Source organism: Pseudomonas sp. LBUM1645, from assembly GCF_059716185.1.
Genome location: NZ_CP166811.1, coordinates 5,731,895 through 5,747,919, shown reverse-complemented (window position 1 = coordinate 5,747,919; position 16,025 = coordinate 5,731,895). Strand labels below are relative to the sequence as shown.

13 protein-coding genes are annotated in these 16,025 nt (G+C 58.3%); all 13 read left to right on the top strand.

Going from position 1 to position 16,025, the window contains the following annotated elements:
* Positions 1-2 precede the first annotated feature (2 nt).
* Positions 3-758, top strand: coding sequence for a polyprenyl diphosphate synthase (gene uppS, locus ACA079_RS26095; protein WP_033056297.1), 756 nt, complete (start codon positions 3-5; stop codon positions 756-758).
* The gene (locus ACA079_RS26090) at positions 758-1,564 is read left to right on the top strand and encodes a phosphatidate cytidylyltransferase (protein ID WP_415771118.1); all 807 of its coding nucleotides are present in this window, start codon (positions 758-760) and stop codon (positions 1,562-1,564) included. The genes uppS and ACA079_RS26090 overlap by 1 nt, the downstream gene beginning before the upstream one ends.
* Positions 1,561-2,751, top strand: a complete 1,191-nt coding sequence (gene ispC / locus ACA079_RS26085) for a 1-deoxy-D-xylulose-5-phosphate reductoisomerase (protein WP_497701445.1) — start codon at positions 1,561-1,563, stop codon at positions 2,749-2,751. Before ACA079_RS26090 ends, ispC begins: the two co-directional genes overlap by 4 nt.
* A 53-nt stretch (positions 2,752-2,804) precedes the next feature.
* Positions 2,805-4,157, top strand: coding sequence for a sigma E protease regulator RseP (gene rseP / locus ACA079_RS26080; RefSeq protein WP_497701444.1), 1,353 nt, complete (start codon positions 2,805-2,807; stop codon positions 4,155-4,157).
* Positions 4,158-4,231: 74 nt separating this feature from the next.
* The gene (gene bamA, locus ACA079_RS26075) at positions 4,232-6,622 is read left to right on the top strand and encodes an outer membrane protein assembly factor BamA (RefSeq protein WP_497701443.1); all 2,391 of its coding nucleotides are present in this window, start codon (positions 4,232-4,234) and stop codon (positions 6,620-6,622) included.
* 45 nt (positions 6,623-6,667) lie between these two features.
* Positions 6,668-7,171 (top strand): OmpH/Skp family outer membrane protein, encoded by a 504-nt coding sequence (locus ACA079_RS26070; RefSeq protein WP_010462812.1) that lies wholly within the window; start codon positions 6,668-6,670, stop codon positions 7,169-7,171.
* 2 nt (positions 7,172-7,173) lie between these two features.
* Positions 7,174-8,229, top strand: a complete 1,056-nt coding sequence (lpxD, locus tag ACA079_RS26065; protein ID WP_223433361.1) for a UDP-3-O-(3-hydroxymyristoyl)glucosamine N-acyltransferase — start codon at positions 7,174-7,176, stop codon at positions 8,227-8,229.
* Between the two features lie 107 nt (positions 8,230-8,336).
* The gene (gene fabZ / locus ACA079_RS26060) at positions 8,337-8,777 is read left to right on the top strand and encodes a 3-hydroxyacyl-ACP dehydratase FabZ (protein ID WP_017336708.1); all 441 of its coding nucleotides are present in this window, start codon (positions 8,337-8,339) and stop codon (positions 8,775-8,777) included.
* Complete coding sequence (gene lpxA / locus ACA079_RS26055; RefSeq protein ID WP_497701442.1) at positions 8,774-9,550, top strand: acyl-ACP--UDP-N-acetylglucosamine O-acyltransferase; 777 nt, start codon at positions 8,774-8,776, stop codon at positions 9,548-9,550. The genes fabZ and lpxA overlap by 4 nt, the downstream gene beginning before the upstream one ends.
* A 2-nt stretch (positions 9,551-9,552) precedes the next feature.
* Positions 9,553-10,683, top strand: coding sequence for a lipid-A-disaccharide synthase (gene lpxB / locus ACA079_RS26050; protein WP_497701441.1), 1,131 nt, complete (start codon positions 9,553-9,555; stop codon positions 10,681-10,683).
* Positions 10,684-10,694: 11 nt separating this feature from the next.
* Positions 10,695-11,321 carry a ribonuclease HII gene (gene rnhB / locus ACA079_RS26045; RefSeq protein ID WP_161990825.1) on the top strand — a complete coding sequence of 209 codons (627 nt, stop codon included), beginning with the start codon at positions 10,695-10,697 and terminating at the stop codon, positions 11,319-11,321.
* An 83-nt stretch (positions 11,322-11,404) separates the two neighbouring features.
* Positions 11,405-14,926, top strand: coding sequence for a DNA polymerase III subunit alpha (dnaE, locus tag ACA079_RS26040; protein WP_497701440.1), 3,522 nt, complete (start codon positions 11,405-11,407; stop codon positions 14,924-14,926).
* A gap of 150 nt (positions 14,927-15,076) precedes the next feature.
* Entirely contained in the window at positions 15,077-16,024 is a 948-nt protein-coding gene (locus ACA079_RS26035; protein WP_497643534.1) for an acetyl-CoA carboxylase carboxyltransferase subunit alpha, read from the top strand.
* The last annotated feature ends 1 nt before the right edge of the window (position 16,025 follow it).

Genomic DNA, 16,025 nt, shown 5'->3' with positions numbered 1-16,025 from the left:
TCATGGAAAAGACCAAGCAGACTGCGCCGTCCGCGGTGCCGCGCCATGTCGCGATCATCATGGATGGTAATAATCGCTGGGCGAAAAAGCGCTTTATGCCGGGTGTCGCCGGTCATAAAGCGGGCGTGGATGCGGTTCGTGCGGTGATCGAGGTGTGTGCTGAGGCCGGGGTCGAAGTATTGACCCTGTTCGCCTTCTCCAGCGAGAACTGGCAGCGCCCGGCCGACGAGGTCAGCGCCTTGATGGATCTGTTCTTCAAGGCATTGCGCCGCGAGGCCAAGCGCCTGAACGAAAACAACATCAGTTTGCGCATTATTGGTGACCGTTCGCGCTTTCATCCAGAGCTTCAGGCTGCCATGCGTGAAGCTGAGGCAATGACGGCGGGCACCAATCGCTTCGTTCTGCAGATCGCTGCCAACTATGGCGGACAGTGGGATATCGCGCAGGCCGCACAGCGTCTGGCTCGGGAAGTTCAGGCCGGGCACCTGCGACCGGAAGACATTACCCCCGAACTGTTGCAAACCTGCCTGGCTACCGGCGATTTGCCGTTGCCGGACTTGTGCATCCGTACCGGTGGCGAGCACCGCATCAGTAACTTCCTGCTGTGGCAACTGGCTTACGCCGAGTTGTACTTCTCCGACCTGTTCTGGCCGGACTTCAAACACGATGCCATGCGTACCGCGCTGGCCGATTTTGCTTCTCGGCAGCGCCGCTTCGGTAAAACGAGCGAGCAGGTCGAGGCTGGAGCCCGGGTTTAATGCTTAAACAACGAATCATCACTGCGCTGATCTTGCTGCCGATTGCCCTGTGCGGGTTTTTCCTGCTCGAAGGCACCGGTTTTGCGCTGTTCATCGGGCTGGTCGTGACCCTCGGTGCATGGGAGTGGGCTCGCCTGGCAGGCTTCACTGAGCAGCCGATCCGCATTGCCTATGCAGCTGTGGTCGCGTTGATGCTGTTTGTCATGCATATCGTGCCTGGGCTCGCGCCTTGGGTATTGGGCGCTTCGGTGCTTTGGTGGGGCGTTGCAACCTATCTGGTGCTGACGTATCCGCGCTCCAGCGAACTCTGGTCCAGCGCTGCCTGCAAGCTGGTGATCGGTCTGCTGATCCTGCTGCCCGCCTGGCAAGGTCTGGTTCAGATCAAGCAGGAGCCTTTGGGCAACTGGCTGATCATGGCGGTGATGGTGCTGGTCTGGGGCGCTGATATCGGTGCTTACTTCTCTGGCCGTGCCTTTGGCAAGCGCAAGCTGGCGCCACAGGTCAGTCCCGGCAAAAGCTGGGAGGGCGTCTACGGCGGCCTCGCGGCGAGTCTGTTCATTACTGTCATTGTCGGTCTGGTTCGAGACTGGACGGTGGCGCAGCTGTTCAAAGGTCTGATTGGTGCAGCCATCATCGTGTTTATCTCGGTGGTAGGTGATCTCACCGAAAGCATGTTCAAGCGTCAGTCCGGGATCAAGGACAGCAGTAATCTGCTACCGGGTCACGGCGGCGTGCTGGACCGTATCGACAGCCTGACTGCAGCGATTCCAGTGTTTGCTGTGCTGCTGTGGATGGCGGCACCGTGAGCCGCCCGCAGCAGATTACAGTCCTGGGGGCGACCGGTTCGATTGGTCTGAGCACGCTTGATGTCATCGCTCGCCATCCCGAGCGTTATCAGGTTTTCGCCTTGAGCGGTTTCACCCGTCTGAGCGAGCTGTTGGCGCTGTGTGTTCGTCATACGCCGCGGTTCGCCGTAGTGCCTGAGGCGGGTGCTGCCCGAGGTTTGCAGGACGACCTGCGCGCCGCAGGCCTGCCGACCCGCGTGCTGGTGGGTGAGGAGGGTCTGTGTCAGGTTGCTTCCGATCCTGAGGTCGATGCGGTCATGGCGGCCATCGTTGGCGCTGCGGGCTTGCGACCGACTCTGGCGGCGGTCGAAGCCGGCAAGAAAATCCTCCTGGCCAACAAAGAAGCACTGGTGATGTCCGGTGCGCTGTTCATGCAGGCGGTGCGCAAGAGTGGTTCGGTGTTGCTGCCGATCGACAGCGAGCACAACGCGATTTTCCAGTGCATGCCACAGGATTTCGCTCGTGGGCTGAGTGCCGTCGGGGTGCGTCGGATTTTACTCACGGCCTCTGGCGGTCCGTTCCGACAGACACCTATGGCTGAGCTGGTGCATGTTTCCCCTGAGCAAGCGTGTGCCCACCCGAACTGGTCCATGGGGCGCAAGATTTCGGTGGATTCGGCCAGCATGATGAACAAGGGGCTGGAGCTGATCGAAGCCTGCTGGCTGTTTGATGCCAAGCCGTCCCAGGTCGAAGTGGTGATTCATCCTCAAAGCGTGATTCATTCGCTGGTCGATTACGTCGACGGTTCGGTATTGGCCCAGTTAGGTAACCCTGACATGCGCACGCCGATCGCCAACGCGCTGGCCTGGCCGGAGCGGATCGATTCGGGTGTTGCGCCGCTGGACCTGTTTGCAATTGCGCGGCTGGACTTCCAGGCGCCTGATGAAGAGCGATTCCCATGTTTGCGTCTTGCGCGTCAGGCAGCCGAATCCGGCAATAGCGCGCCGGCCATGCTTAATGCGGCGAATGAAGTGGCGGTCGCGGCCTTTCTCGACGGGCGGGTTCGCTACCCGGAAATCGCGAGTATCATCGAAGAAGTGTTGAATCTCGAGCCCGTAGTTGCGGTTGACGATCTCGAGGCAGTGTTCACGGCCGACGCGAAAGCGCGATTACTGGCCGAACAATGGTTGAGTCGTCACGGGCGGTAAGTGCTGCAATACGTTGACCCATGCGGCACTGGACAGGATTGCGGAGAAAGTAGATGAGCGCGCTCTATATGATTGTCGGCACCCTGGTGGCTTTGGGTGTGCTGGTCACCTTCCACGAATTCGGCCATTTTTGGGTCGCACGTCGCTGTGGGGTCAAAGTGCTGCGTTTCTCCGTAGGCTTCGGTATGCCGTTGCTGCGCTGGCACGACAAGAAAGGCACTGAGTTCGTCGTCGCCGCGATCCCGCTGGGCGGTTACGTGAAAATGCTCGACGAGCGCGAAGGCGAAGTGCCGGCCGATCAGCTTGATCAATCCTTCAATCGCAAATCCGTCCGCCAGCGTATCGCTATCGTATCGGCGGGTCCGATTGCCAACTTTTTACTGGCGATGATTTTTTTCTGGGTGCTCGCCATGCTCGGCAGCGAGCAAGTGCGCCCGGTCATTGGTGCAGTCGAATCCGGCAGTATCGCCGCCAAGGCTGGTTTGAACGCGGGCCAGGAAATCATTGCCATCGATGGCGAGCCAACTTCCGGCTGGGCCGCGGTGAACCTGCAGTTGGTCCGTCGTCTTGGGGAGAGCGGTTCCCTGCAGTTGCTGGTCCGTGATCAGGGTTCCACAGTGGATTCGCCCCGTGAGCTGATGCTGGATAAATGGCTCAAGGGTGCCGATGAGCCGGATCCGATTCGTTCGCTGGGTTTGCGCCCTTGGCGTCCGGCGCTGCCACCGGTCCTGGCCGAACTTGATCCGAAAGGCCCGGCACAGGCTGCTGGCCTGAAGACCGGTGACCGACTGTTGGCTCTGGACGGCAAGTCGCTTGATGACTGGCAGCAGGTGGTGGACACGGTCCGTATGCACCCTGATACCAAAATCATGCTGCGCGTCGAGCGTGATGGTGCTCAAATCGACGTCCCTGTGACGCTGGCCGCTCGCGGCGAGAAGAAGGCACCCAGTGGTTATCTGGGGGCTGGGGTGAAGGCAGTTGATTGGCCGCCAGAGATGATTCGCGAAGTTAGTTATGGTCCTGTGGCAGCGATTGGGGAGGGTGCTCGACGCACCTGGACCATGAGCGTACTGACCCTCGATTCGCTCAAGAAAATGTTGTTCGGTGAGCTCTCGGTAAAAAACTTGAGTGGACCGATAACCATTGCTAAAGTGGCGGGCGCTTCTGCCCAGTCGGGTGTCGCTGATTTCCTGAATTTCCTTGCTTATCTGAGTATTAGCTTGGGAGTTCTGAATTTGTTGCCCATTCCTGTACTGGATGGGGGGCATTTGTTGTTTTATCTGATCGAGTGGGCGCGTGGTCGCCCCTTGTCGGATCGGGTGCAGGGTTGGGGGATACAGATCGGTATCAGTTTGGTGATCGGGGTGATGTTGCTTGCTCTTGTCAATGATCTGGGTCGACTGTAACGCTTCGCTGAATTGCGAATCTGCCGCATTTTGCGGCAGTTTGTTTATTGCCAGTTGGAATAAGAAAGGACTTCATGAAACGTCTGCTGCTAACTGCGGTTCTCACCGTATTGATGATCGCCGAAGTTCACGCCGAGTCCTTCACTATCTCTGATATTCGCGTCAATGGCCTCCAGCGGGTCTCCGCGGGTAGCGTCTTTGGTGCTTTGCCGTTGAACGTCGGTGAACAGGCGGATGATCGTCGCCTGGTGGAATCCACTCGTGCGTTGTTCAAAACCGGTTTCTTTCAAGATATCCAGCTGGGCCGCGATGGCAACGTCCTGGTCATCACGGTAGTCGAGCGTCCGTCGGTCGCCAGTATCGAGATCGAGGGTAACAAGGCGATCTCCACTGAAGACCTGATGAAAGGCCTCAAACAATCCGGTCTGGCCGAAGGCGAGATCTTCCAGCGCGCCACCCTCGAAGGTGTGCGTAACGAGCTGCAGCGCCAATACGTCGCTCAGGGTCGTTACTCGGCTACCGTCGACACTGAAGTGGTGCCGCAGCCGCGTAACCGCGTTGCGTTGAAGGTCAATATCAACGAAGGCACCGTTGCTGCTATCCAGCACATCAACGTGGTGGGTAACACCGTCTTCCCTGATGAAGACCTGATCGACCTGTTTGAACTCAAGACCACCAACTGGCTGTCGTTCTTCAAGAACGATGACAAGTATGCTCGTGAAAAACTTTCCGGTGACCTGGAGCGTCTGCGCTCCTACTACCTGGACCGTGGCTATATCAACATGGATATCGCTTCGACCCAGGTGTCCATCACCCCGGACAAGAAGCACGTCTATATCACCGTCAACGTCAATGAAGGCGAGAAGTACACCGTCCGTGACGTCAAGCTGAGCGGCGACCTGAAAGTCCCTGAAGACCAGGTCAAGTCTCTGCTGCTGGTCCAGAAAGGCCAGGTGTTCTCGCGCAAGTTGATGACCACCACGTCCGAACTGATCACCCGCCGTCTGGGTAACGAGGGTTACACCTTCGCCAACGTCAACGGCGTGCCTCAGCCTCACGATGAAGACCACACCGTCGACATCACGTTCGCCGTCGATCCGGGCAAGCGTGCTTACGTGAACCGCATCAACTTCCGTGGCAACACCAAGTCCGAAGACGAAGTGCTGCGCCGTGAAATGCGTCAGATGGAAGGTGGCTGGGCTTCGACTTACCTGATCGACCAATCCAAGACTCGTCTTGAACGTCTGGGCTTCTTCAAGGAAGTCAACGTCGAAACACCGGCCGTGCCGGGCGTCGACGACCAGGTAGACGTGAACTACAGCGTTGAAGAACAGGCTTCCGGTTCGATTACCGCCAGCGTCGGTTTTGCGCAGAGCGCCGGTCTGATCCTCGGTGGTTCGATCACCCAGAACAACTTCCTGGGTACGGGTAACAAAGTCAGCATCGGCTTGACCCGCAGTCAATACCAGAGCCGCTATAACTTCGGTTACGTCGACCCGTACTGGACTGCTGATGGCGTGAGCCTGGGTTACAACGCGTTCTATCGCACCACCGACTACGACGACCTCGACGTCGATGTAGCCAGCTATGCCGTAGACAGCCTGGGTGCAGGCGTGAGCGTCGGTTATCCGATCAGCGAGACTTCGCGTCTGACCTTCGGCTTTACCGCGCAACAAGACAAGATCAAGACCGGTCAATACACCGTTGACGAGATCTTCGACTTCGTTAACAAGGAAGGCGACAGCTACCTGAACTTCAAGGCTTCGGCCGGCTGGTCCGAATCCACACTGAACAAAGGCGTATTGGCGACCCGTGGTCATTCCCAAAGCCTGACACTGGAAACCACCACGCCTGGCAGCGACCTGTCGTTCTTCAAGCTTGATTACCGTGGCCAGTTGTTCCAGCCATTGTCTGAAAACTACACCATGCGCCTGCACACGGAACTGGGCTATGGCGATGGTTATGGTTCTACCGATGGCTTGCCGTTCTATGAAAACTACTATGCTGGTGGTTTCAACTCGGTTCGTGGCTTCAAGGACAGCACCCTCGGTCCTCGCAGTACACCAAGTCGCGGTGCTGCTGTGACGGGTAACACCGGCACGCTCGCCGACCCGGACCAGGATCCGCTGCCGTTCGGTGGTAACGTTTTGATCCAGGGTGGTGTCGAGGTTCTGTTCCCGCTGCCATTCGTCAAGGATCAGCGTTCCCTGCGTACTTCGGTATTCTGGGATGTGGGTAACGTATTCGACTCCAAGTGCGAAAAAACGACGAACGCGAATGTCGGTTCAACCGCTCAGACAGAGTGTAACGACATCAGCCTGAGCAACATGGCCAGCTCCGTCGGCGTAGGCGTGACCTGGGTTACCGCACTGGGTCCTCTGAGCTTCGCGTTGGCTATGCCGGTCAAGAAACCGAATGACGCTGAGACTCAAGTGTTCCAATTCTCCCTCGGCCAGACGTTCTAAGCGTCTGACCCAAGATAACGACAATGGATTTTGTAGGAGTGCATCGTGCGTAAGTTGACTCAATTGGTTCTCCTGGCGACCGTACTGGTAGCAGGTCCGGCTTTTGCCGACATGAAAATCGCCGTTCTGAACTATCAAATGGCTCTGCTGGAATCCGACGCGGCCAAGAAGTACGCCGTGGATGCCGAGAAAAAGTTCGGCCCACAGCTGAGCAAACTCAAGACTCTGGAAAGCAGTGCCAAAGGCATCCAGGACCGTCTGATGGCCGGCGGCGACAAGATGCAGCAAGGTGAGCGTGAACGCCTGGAACTCGAGTTCAAGCAGAAGGCCCGTGACTTCCAGTTCCAGTCCAAGGAACTGAATGAAGCCAAAGCCGTTGCCGACCGTGAAATGCTGAAACAGCTCAAGCCGAAACTGGACAGCGCTGTGGAAGAAGTCATCAAGAAAGGTGCTTTTGACCTGGTCTTCGAGCGTGGCGCAGTGATTGATGTCAAACCTCAGTACGACATCACTCGCCAGGTTATCGAGCGCATGAATCAGCTGAAGTAACCATGACAGCGACTATAAAGCTCGGCCAATTGGCCGAGTTCCTCGGCGCCACACTGCGTGGCGACCCGGAGAAAGAAATCACTGGGCTAGCCACTTTGCAAGAGGCTGGCCCAGCTCAGTTGAGCTTTCTCGCAAACCCTCAATACCGTAAATACCTGGCTGACAGCCGGGCCGCAGCCCTGTTGCTGAAGGCCGCTGACGCTGAAGGTTTTGCTGGTAATGCGCTGGTGGTGCCTGATCCGTATCTGGCCTACGCGCGGATATCCCATCTGTTCGATCCCAAGCCAAAGGCGGCTGCCGGTATTCATCCGACAGCGGTTGTGGCAGCGGATGCAGTGGTCGACCCAGCGGCGAGCATTGGTGCTTTTGCGGTGATCGAAAGCTGCGCGCGTATTGCTGCGGGCGTGACCGTTGGCGCGCACTGCTTCATCGGTGCCCGCTGCGAGATTGGCGAGGGCGGCTGGCTGGCCCCGCGAGTCACGCTGTACCACGATGTTCGCATCGGTAAACGGGTGGTGATTCAATCGGGTGCTGTGCTCGGTGGCGAAGGTTTCGGTTTTGCCAACGAGAAAGGTGTCTGGCAGAAAATCGCCCAGATCGGTGGTGTGCTGGTTGGTGACGACGTGGAGATTGGCGTGAATACCGCTATCGATCGCGGTGCACTGGCCGATACCGTTCTGGGTAACGGTGTGAAGCTCGACAACCAGATTCAGATCGCCCACAACGTGCAGGTCGGTGATCACACCGCCATGGCGGCGTGTGTGGGGATCTCCGGCAGCACCAAAATCGGCAAGCATTGCATGCTCGCCGGTGGCGTAGGGCTGGTGGGGCATATCGAAATTTGCGACAACGTTTTCATCACCGGGATGACCATGGTGACCCACTCGATTACCGAAAAGGGTTCCTATTCTTCCGGTACAGCCATGCAACCGGCAGCCGAATGGCGCAAAAGCGCGGCCCGTATCCGTCAGCTCGACGACATCGCGCGGCGGTTGCGACAGCTGGAAAAGCGTGTAGGGGAAGTGACCCCTGACGGTAATGCTTCATCAGATGGCTGATACCATTTCCATATCAAGTGTGCACAGCCGCTAGACTGCCTCCTTGATTTGCTAGAGGGGTGCGCGTCAGTCGCGCCTCCCAATCTTTACATAGGCTTCCCCCCGAAATGATGGACATCAACGAGATTCGCGAATACCTGCCCCACCGTTACCCGTTCCTGCTGGTGGACCGGGTCGTGGAACTGGATGTGGAAGGTAAGCGCATTCGCGCCTACAAGAATGTCAGCATCAACGAACCCTTCTTCAATGGTCACTTTCCCGCGCATCCAATCATGCCGGGCGTATTGATCATCGAAGCGATGGCTCAGGCTGCCGGCATCCTTGGCTTCAAAATGCTCGACGTGAAGCCTGCCGACGGCACGCTCTACTACTTCGTCGGGTCCGACAAGCTGCGTTTTCGCCAGCCCGTCACCCCAGGCGATCAGTTGATCCTCGAAGCCCGCTTCATCAGCTGCAAGCGTCAGATCTGGAAGTTCGAGTGCCAGGCTTCGGTCGATGGCAAGCCTGTCTGCTCTGCTGAAATCATCTGCGCGGAACGCAAACTATGAGTTTGATTGACCCTCGCGCAATCATCGATCCGACGGCTATCCTGGCCGACGGCGTCGAGGTCGGCCCTTGGTCGATCATCGGTGCAGGTGTGGAAATCGGCGAGGGGACAGTGATCGGGCCGCATGTGATTCTCAAAGGCCCGACCCGAATCGGAAAGCACAACCGCATCTACCAGTTTTCTTCGGTAGGCGAGGACACGCCCGATCTGAAATACAAAGGTGAAGAAACCCGCCTGGTCATCGGTGACCACAACGTCATCCGTGAAGGCGTGACGATTCACCGTGGGACCGTTCAGGACCGTTCTGAAACGACCCTGGGTGATCACAATCTGATCATGGCCTATGCCCACATCGGCCACGACAGCGTCATCGGCAACAACTGCATCCTGGTCAACAACACCGCGTTGGCGGGCCATGTGCACGTTGAAGACTGGGCGATCCTGTCCGGTTTTACCCTGGTTCATCAGTATTGCCATATCGGCGCCCACAGCTTTTCCGGTATGGGCACCGCCATCGGCAAGGACGTCCCGGCGTACGTTACGGTGTTCGGCAACCCGGCCGAAGCCCGCAGCATGAACTTCGAAGGCATGCGTCGTCGCGGTTTCAGCGAAGATGCGATCCACGCGCTGCGTCGTGCCTACAAGGTGGTTTATCGCCAGGGCCTGACAGTCGAACAGGCACTCGCCGAACTGGCCGAGCCTTCGGATCAGTTCCCGGAAGTCGCGGTGTTCCGTGATTCCATCCAGTCTTCGACCCGCGGCATCACTCGTTAATCATGGCTAATCTGCGTATAGCGCTGGTGGCGGGTGAGGCTTCCGGCGACATCCTTGGCGCGGGTCTCATGCGCGCACTCAAGGCTCAGCACCCGGCAATCGAGTTCATCGGTGTCGGCGGTCCGCTGATGCAGGCCGAAGGCCTGACCTCGTATTTCCCGATGGAACGTCTTTCGGTCATGGGCCTGGTGGAAGTGCTGGGCCGCTTGCGCGAGTTGCTGGCACGCCGCAAGAAACTGGTTGCCGACCTGATCGCCGAGAAGCCGGACGTGTTCATCGGTATCGATGCCCCGGACTTCAACCTCAATATCGAACTCAAGCTACGTCAGGCCGGGATCAAGACCGTGCATTACGTTAGCCCGTCGGTTTGGGCGTGGCGGCAGAAACGGGTGCTAAAGATTCGCGAAGGCTGCGATCTGATGCTGACGCTGTTCCCGTTCGAAGCGAAATTCTATGAAGAGAAGGGCGTGCCGGTGCGGTTTGTCGGGCATTCCCTGGCTGACGCCATCCCGCTTGAAGCCGATCGTGCCGCCGCGCGGGCTGAACTCGGCTTGCCCGACGGGCCGCTGGTTGCTCTGATGCCCGGCAGTCGCGGTGGCGAAGTTGGCCGGCTCGGCGCCTTGTTCCTCGATACGGCCCAGCGTCTGCGAGCCCTGCGCCCTGGTGTGCGGTTCGTCATGCCTTGCGCTGGCCCTGAGCGCCGCAAGCAACTTGAAGAGCTGCTGGCGGGCCGAGATCTGCCGCTAACATTGCTCAACGGTAAATCCCATCTGGCCCTGGCAGCCTGTGACGCTGTGCTGATCGCGTCCGGAACCGCGACGCTTGAAGCGTTGTTGTACAAACGGCCGATGGTGGTCGCGTACCGCTTGGCGCCGCTGACGTTCTGGATTCTCAAGCGCATGGTGAAAAGTCCCTACATCTCGTTGCCGAACCTGCTGGCCCAGCGCTTGTTGGTGCCCGAGTTGTTGCAGGACGATGCGACCGTTGAAGCCTTGGCCCAGACACTGTCGCCACTGATCGAAGGCGGTGAAGAACAGACCCGCGGCTTCGATGAAATTCACCGTACCTTACGTCTGGACGCCTCCAATCAGGCGGCGGATGCGGTACTGAACCTGATCGGCAAAACACAATGAGCAAAGCAAGCATTCAGATGGGCCTGGACTTCACCCTGGTCGCCGAAGTTGAAGATTTGGTCGCCGGCGTTGACGAAGTTGGTCGCGGCCCGCTTTGTGGTGCGGTGGTGACAGCCGCGGTGATCCTCGATCCGAACCGTCCGATCCTGGGCCTGAACGACTCGAAGAAGCTCACCGAAGCACGCCGCGAAAAACTCTACGACGAGATCTGCGAAAAAGCCCTGAGCTGGTGCATTGCTCGCGCCGAAGTCGAAGAAATCGACGAGTTGAACATCCTGCACGCCACCATGCTGGCCATGCAACGCGCCGTCGAAGGTCTGCACATCACGCCGAAACTGGCGATGATCGATGGCAACCGTTGCCCAAAACTGTCGATGCGCGCCGAAGCGGTGGTGCAGGGCGATGGTAAGGTACCGGCCATCGCGGCAGCGTCGATTCTGGCCAAGGTCAGCCGCGACCGCGAGATGGCAGCGTTCGAATTGATTTACCCGGGGTACGGCATCGGTGGCCACAAAGGCTACCCGACGCCCGTGCACCTGGAGGCGCTGGCCCGCTTGGGGCCAACGCCGATTCACCGCCGCTCGTTCGCCCCGGTACGCCTGGCTTACGAGGCGCGGGAAAACCTGATCGAGAGTTAGTCGCAAGGCTGATGTTTTTGCCAAGGCCCGGTACAATCCGGGCCTTGTTGTCTTCACGTTTCTAGTTTCTAGACAGGATCACTATGCCGGCTTCATTCGTTCATCTACGCCTGCACACTGAGTATTCCCTGGTCGACGGTCTGGTGCGGATCAAACCGCTGGTCAAGACCCTGGTCGGCATGAACATGCCTGCCGTAGCGGTCACCGACCAGAACAATATGTGTTCCCTGGTCAAATTCTATAAAGCCTCCATGGGCGCCGGGATCAAGCCGATCTGTGGCGCCGACCTGTGGCTGTCGAACAAGGATCCGGATAACGTTCTGAGCCGGATCAGCCTGCTGGCGATGAACGCCGTGGGTTATCGCAACCTCACCGAACTGATTTCCCGCGGCTTCATCGATGGTCAGCGCAATGGCTCGGTCATCATCGAGCGTGAGTGGGTGGCCGAAGCCAGCGAAGGCTTGATCATGCTGTCGGCGGCGAAAGAAGGCGAGATCGGTCTGGCGATGCTCAGTGGCAACCCGGCCGAAGCGGAAAACCTGGCACGCGAATGGATGGCCGTGTTCCCGGATCGCTTCTACCTGGAAATCCAGCGCACCAACCGCCCCAACGACGAAGAACAGTTGCACGGTGCCGTAGCCCTCGCTGAAAAAATCGGTGCGCCGCTGGTCGCGACCAACGACGTACGCTTCATCAAGCAGGAAGACTTCGCCGCTCACGAAACCCGCGTTTGCATCGGTGAGGGCCGTGCCCTCGACGATCCGCGGCGTTCGAAAAATTACAGCGATCAGCAATACCTCAAAAGCGCTGAGGAAATGGCTGAGTTGTTCAGCGACATTCCCGAAGCGCTGGAAAACACCGTCGAGATTGCCAAGCGCTGCAACATCGACGTGAAGCTGGGCACTCACTTCCTGCCCAACTTCCCGATCCCCGATGGCATGACCATCGACGAGTATTTCCGCAAGGTTTCCTTTGATGGTCTGGAAGATCGCCTCAGCGTTCTGCTGCCCAAGGACACCACCGAAGACTACGAAACCAAGCGTCAGGTCTACGTCGACCGGCTGAATTTCGAGCTGGATATCATTATCCAGATGGGGTTTCCCGGTTACTTCCTGATCGTTATGGACTTTATCCAGTGGGCCAAGAGCAACGGCGTGCCGGTAGGTCCAGGCCGTGGATCGGGTGCCGGGTCGCTGGTGGCCTACGTGCAGAAGATCACCGACCTCGACCCGCTGGAATATGACCTGCTGTTCGAACGTTTCCTTAACCCGGAACGGGTATCCATGCCCGACTTCGACGTCGACTTCTGCATGGACGGTCGCGACCGTGTAATCGACTACGTGGCCGAGAAATATGGCCGCAACGCGGTAAGCCAGATCATCACGTTCGGTTCCATGGCGGCCAAGGCTGTGGTCCGTGACGTGGCGCGGGTGCAGGGCAAGTCCTACGGATTGGCGGATCGTCTGTCGAAGATGATTCCGTTCGAAGTCGGCATGACCCTGGAAAAGGCCTACGAGCAGGAAGAAATCCTGCGTGACTTCATCAAGGTCGATGAAGAAGCCGCCGAAATCTGGGAAATGGCCCGCAAGCTGGAAGGCGTTGTGCGTAACGTCGGTAAGCACGCCGGTGGTGTTGTTATTGCCCCGACCAAGCTGACTGACTTCTCGCCGATTTATTGCGATGAGGCCGGTGATGGTCTGGTCACCCAGTTCGACAAGGATGACGTTGAAGCCGCGGGTCTGGTGAAGTTCGACTTCCTCGGACTGCGGACCCTGACGGTCATCGACTGGGCGCTGAAAACCATCAACCGCGATCGCGCCAAGGTCGATGAGCCGCCGCTGGATATCGCGTTCATCCCGCTGGATGACAAACCGACTTACCAGTTGCTGCAAAAAGCTGAAACCACCGCGGTGTTCCAGCTTGAGTCGCGCGGTATGAAAGAGCTGATCAAAAAGCTCAAGCCCGACTGCCTGGAAGACTTGATCGCACTGGTGGCCCTGTTCCGTCCGGGCCCATTGCAATCGGGCATGGTGGACGACTTTATCAACCGTAAGCACGGTCGCGCCGAACTCGCGTACCCGCACTCGGACTACCAGTACGAAGGCCTCAAGCCGGTTCTGGCTCCGACTTACGGCATCATCCTGTATCAAGAACAGGTGATGCAGATTGCCCAGGTCATGGCCGGTTACACCCTCGGCGGTGCGGACATGCTGCGTCGAGCCATGGGTAAGAAAAAACCCGAAGAAATGGCCAAGCAGCGCGGCGGTTTCATTGATGGTTGCAAGACCAACAATATCGACGCCGACCTGGCCGGTAACATTTTCGACCTGGTAGAGAAGTTCGCCGGTTACGGCTTCAACAAATCCCACTCCGCCGCTTATGGCCTGGTGTCATACCAGACCGCATGGCTGAAAACGCACTACCCGGCGCCATTCATGGCCGCGGTACTGTCGGCGGATATGCACAACACCGACAAGGTCGTGACCTTGATCGAAGAAATTCGCACCATGAAGCTGCGCCTCGACGCGCCGGATGTGAATACTTCGGAGTTCAAGTTCACGGTGAATGACGAAGGCCGGATTATTTACGGCCTCGGCGCGATCAAGGGTGTGGGCGAAGGTCCGGTGGAAGCCATCACCGAGGCGCGTCAGGAAGGTCCGTTCAAGGATCTGTTCGATTTCTGCGCCCGTGTCGATCTCAAACGTATCAACAAGCGCACCCTGGACGGTTTGATCCGCAGCGGTGCGTTGGATCGTCTGGGTCCTTACTTCCATGACGAGCAGAAAGCCTATCAGGCCAACATTGACCGCAACCGCGCGGTCCTGCTGAACGCCATGGAAGGGGCGATCAAGGCGGCCGAACAAACCGCGCGTACCCACGACAGCGGTCATGTCGACCTGTTTGGCGGTCTGTTCGTCGAAGAAGACGCTGATGTCTACGCCAACCACCGCAAGGCCAAGGAACTGACCCTCAAGGAACGCCTGAAAGGGGAGAAAGACACCCTGGGCCTGTACCTGACCGGTCACCCGATCGACGAATACGAAGGGGAGATCCGCCGTTTCGCCCGTCAGCGCATCATCGACCTGAAACCGGCCCGTGATACCCAGACTGTCGCGGGCATGATCATTGCTCTGCGGGTGATGAAGAACAAAAAGGGCGACAAGATGGGTTTCATCACCCTCGACGACCGCTCCGGGCGGATCGAAGCCTCGCTGTTCGCCGAAGCATTCCATTCGGCGCAGTCGCTGTTGCAGACCGACGCGATGGTGGTGGTCGAAGGCGAAGTCAGTAATGACGACTTCTCCGGTGGCTTGCGGCTGCGGGTCAAGCGGGTGATGAGCATGGAAGATGCGCGCACCAACCTGGCCGAAAGCCTGCGCTTGAAGCTGCAGACCCAGGATTTGAAAGGTGATCAGCTACGCTGGCTGGGGGAGTTGTTCAAGCGTCACCGCGGTGCGTGCCCGATCACGATGGAGTACACCAGTCCTGATGCGAAGGCCTTGCTGCAGTTCGGTGAGACCTGGCGGATTGACCCGGCGGATGCCTTGATTCAAGCCCTGCGTGACCAGTTCGGGCGAGACAACGTCTTCCTCCAATACCGTTGACGGTCAGGTGCCGCTCTTCCAAAAGGGAGCAGCTCTGATCTCGACCCAATTTTTAATCTCGACCTGAACGCGCCTCTCCCTTAAGGTAGGGCGCGAATAGACAACCGGCCGGCCCAAGCTCTCTTGGATGTCGACCCAAGACGGACGCCTATGAACCCGAATTTTCTAGATTTCGAACAGCCGATCGCCGACCTGCAAGCCAAGATCGAAGAGTTGCGCTTGGTCGGTAATGACAATTCGCTGAATATCGGCGATGAGATCTCCCGCCTGCAGGACAAAAGCAGCACGCTGACCGAAGACATCTTCGGCAAGCTGACCAGCTGGCAGATCGCGCGTCTGGCGCGTCACCCGAAACGTCCGTATACCCTGGACTACATCGAACACATCTTCACCGAGTTCGACGAACTGCACGGCGACCGTCACTTCTCCGACGATGCTGCGATCGTCGGCGGCATTGCCCGTCTGGACGACGAGCCGGTGATGATCATCGGTCACCAGAAAGGCCGTGAAGTGCGCGAGAAAGTTCGCCGCAACTTCGGCATGCCGCGTCCGGAAGGCTACCGCAAGGCTTGCCGCCTGATGGAAATGGCCGAACGTTTCAAAATGCCGATCCTGACCTTCATCGACACCCCGGGTGCTTACCCTGGTATCGACGCTGAAGAGCGCAACCAGAGCGAAGCGATTGCCTGGAACCTGCGCGTCATGGCACGCCTGAAAACCCCAATCATCGCCACCGTGATCGGTGAGGGTGGTTCCGGTGGAGCTCTGGCGATCGGCGTTTGCGATCAACTGAACATGCTGCAGTACTCGACTTACGCGGTGATTTCGCCGGAAGGTTGCGCTTCGATTCTGTGGAAGACCGCCGAGAAAGCGCCGGACGCTGCCGAAGCCATGGGCATCACTGCCGAGCGCCTGAAAGGCCTGGGTATTGTGGATAAAGTGATCGGCGAGCCTTTGGGCGGCGCGCACCGTAATCCGGCAGCTGCAGCTGCATCGATCCGTGCCGAGCTGAGCTCGCAGCTGGCGATGTTGAAGAAGTTCGATAACGAAGCGCTGTTGGCTCGCCGTTACGAGCGTCTGATGAGCTACGGTCTCTGAT

Coding starts and splice junctions, on each gene's coding strand:
- uppS (WP_033056297.1), top strand. CDS start 3: ATGGAAAAGACCAAGCAGACTGCGCCGTCCGCGGTGCCGCGCCATGTC.
- ACA079_RS26090 (WP_415771118.1), top strand. CDS start 758: ATGCTTAAACAACGAATCATCACTGCGCTGATCTTGCTGCCGATTGCC.
- rseP (WP_497701444.1), top strand. CDS start 2,805: ATGAGCGCGCTCTATATGATTGTCGGCACCCTGGTGGCTTTGGGTGTG.
- bamA (WP_497701443.1), top strand. CDS start 4,232: ATGAAACGTCTGCTGCTAACTGCGGTTCTCACCGTATTGATGATCGCC.
- lpxD (WP_223433361.1), top strand. CDS start 7,174: ATGACAGCGACTATAAAGCTCGGCCAATTGGCCGAGTTCCTCGGCGCC.
- fabZ (WP_017336708.1), top strand. CDS start 8,337: ATGATGGACATCAACGAGATTCGCGAATACCTGCCCCACCGTTACCCG.
- lpxA (WP_497701442.1), top strand. CDS start 8,774: ATGAGTTTGATTGACCCTCGCGCAATCATCGATCCGACGGCTATCCTG.
- lpxB (WP_497701441.1), top strand. CDS start 9,553: ATGGCTAATCTGCGTATAGCGCTGGTGGCGGGTGAGGCTTCCGGCGAC.
- dnaE (WP_497701440.1), top strand. CDS start 11,405: ATGCCGGCTTCATTCGTTCATCTACGCCTGCACACTGAGTATTCCCTG.
- ACA079_RS26035 (WP_497643534.1), top strand. CDS start 15,077: ATGAACCCGAATTTTCTAGATTTCGAACAGCCGATCGCCGACCTGCAA.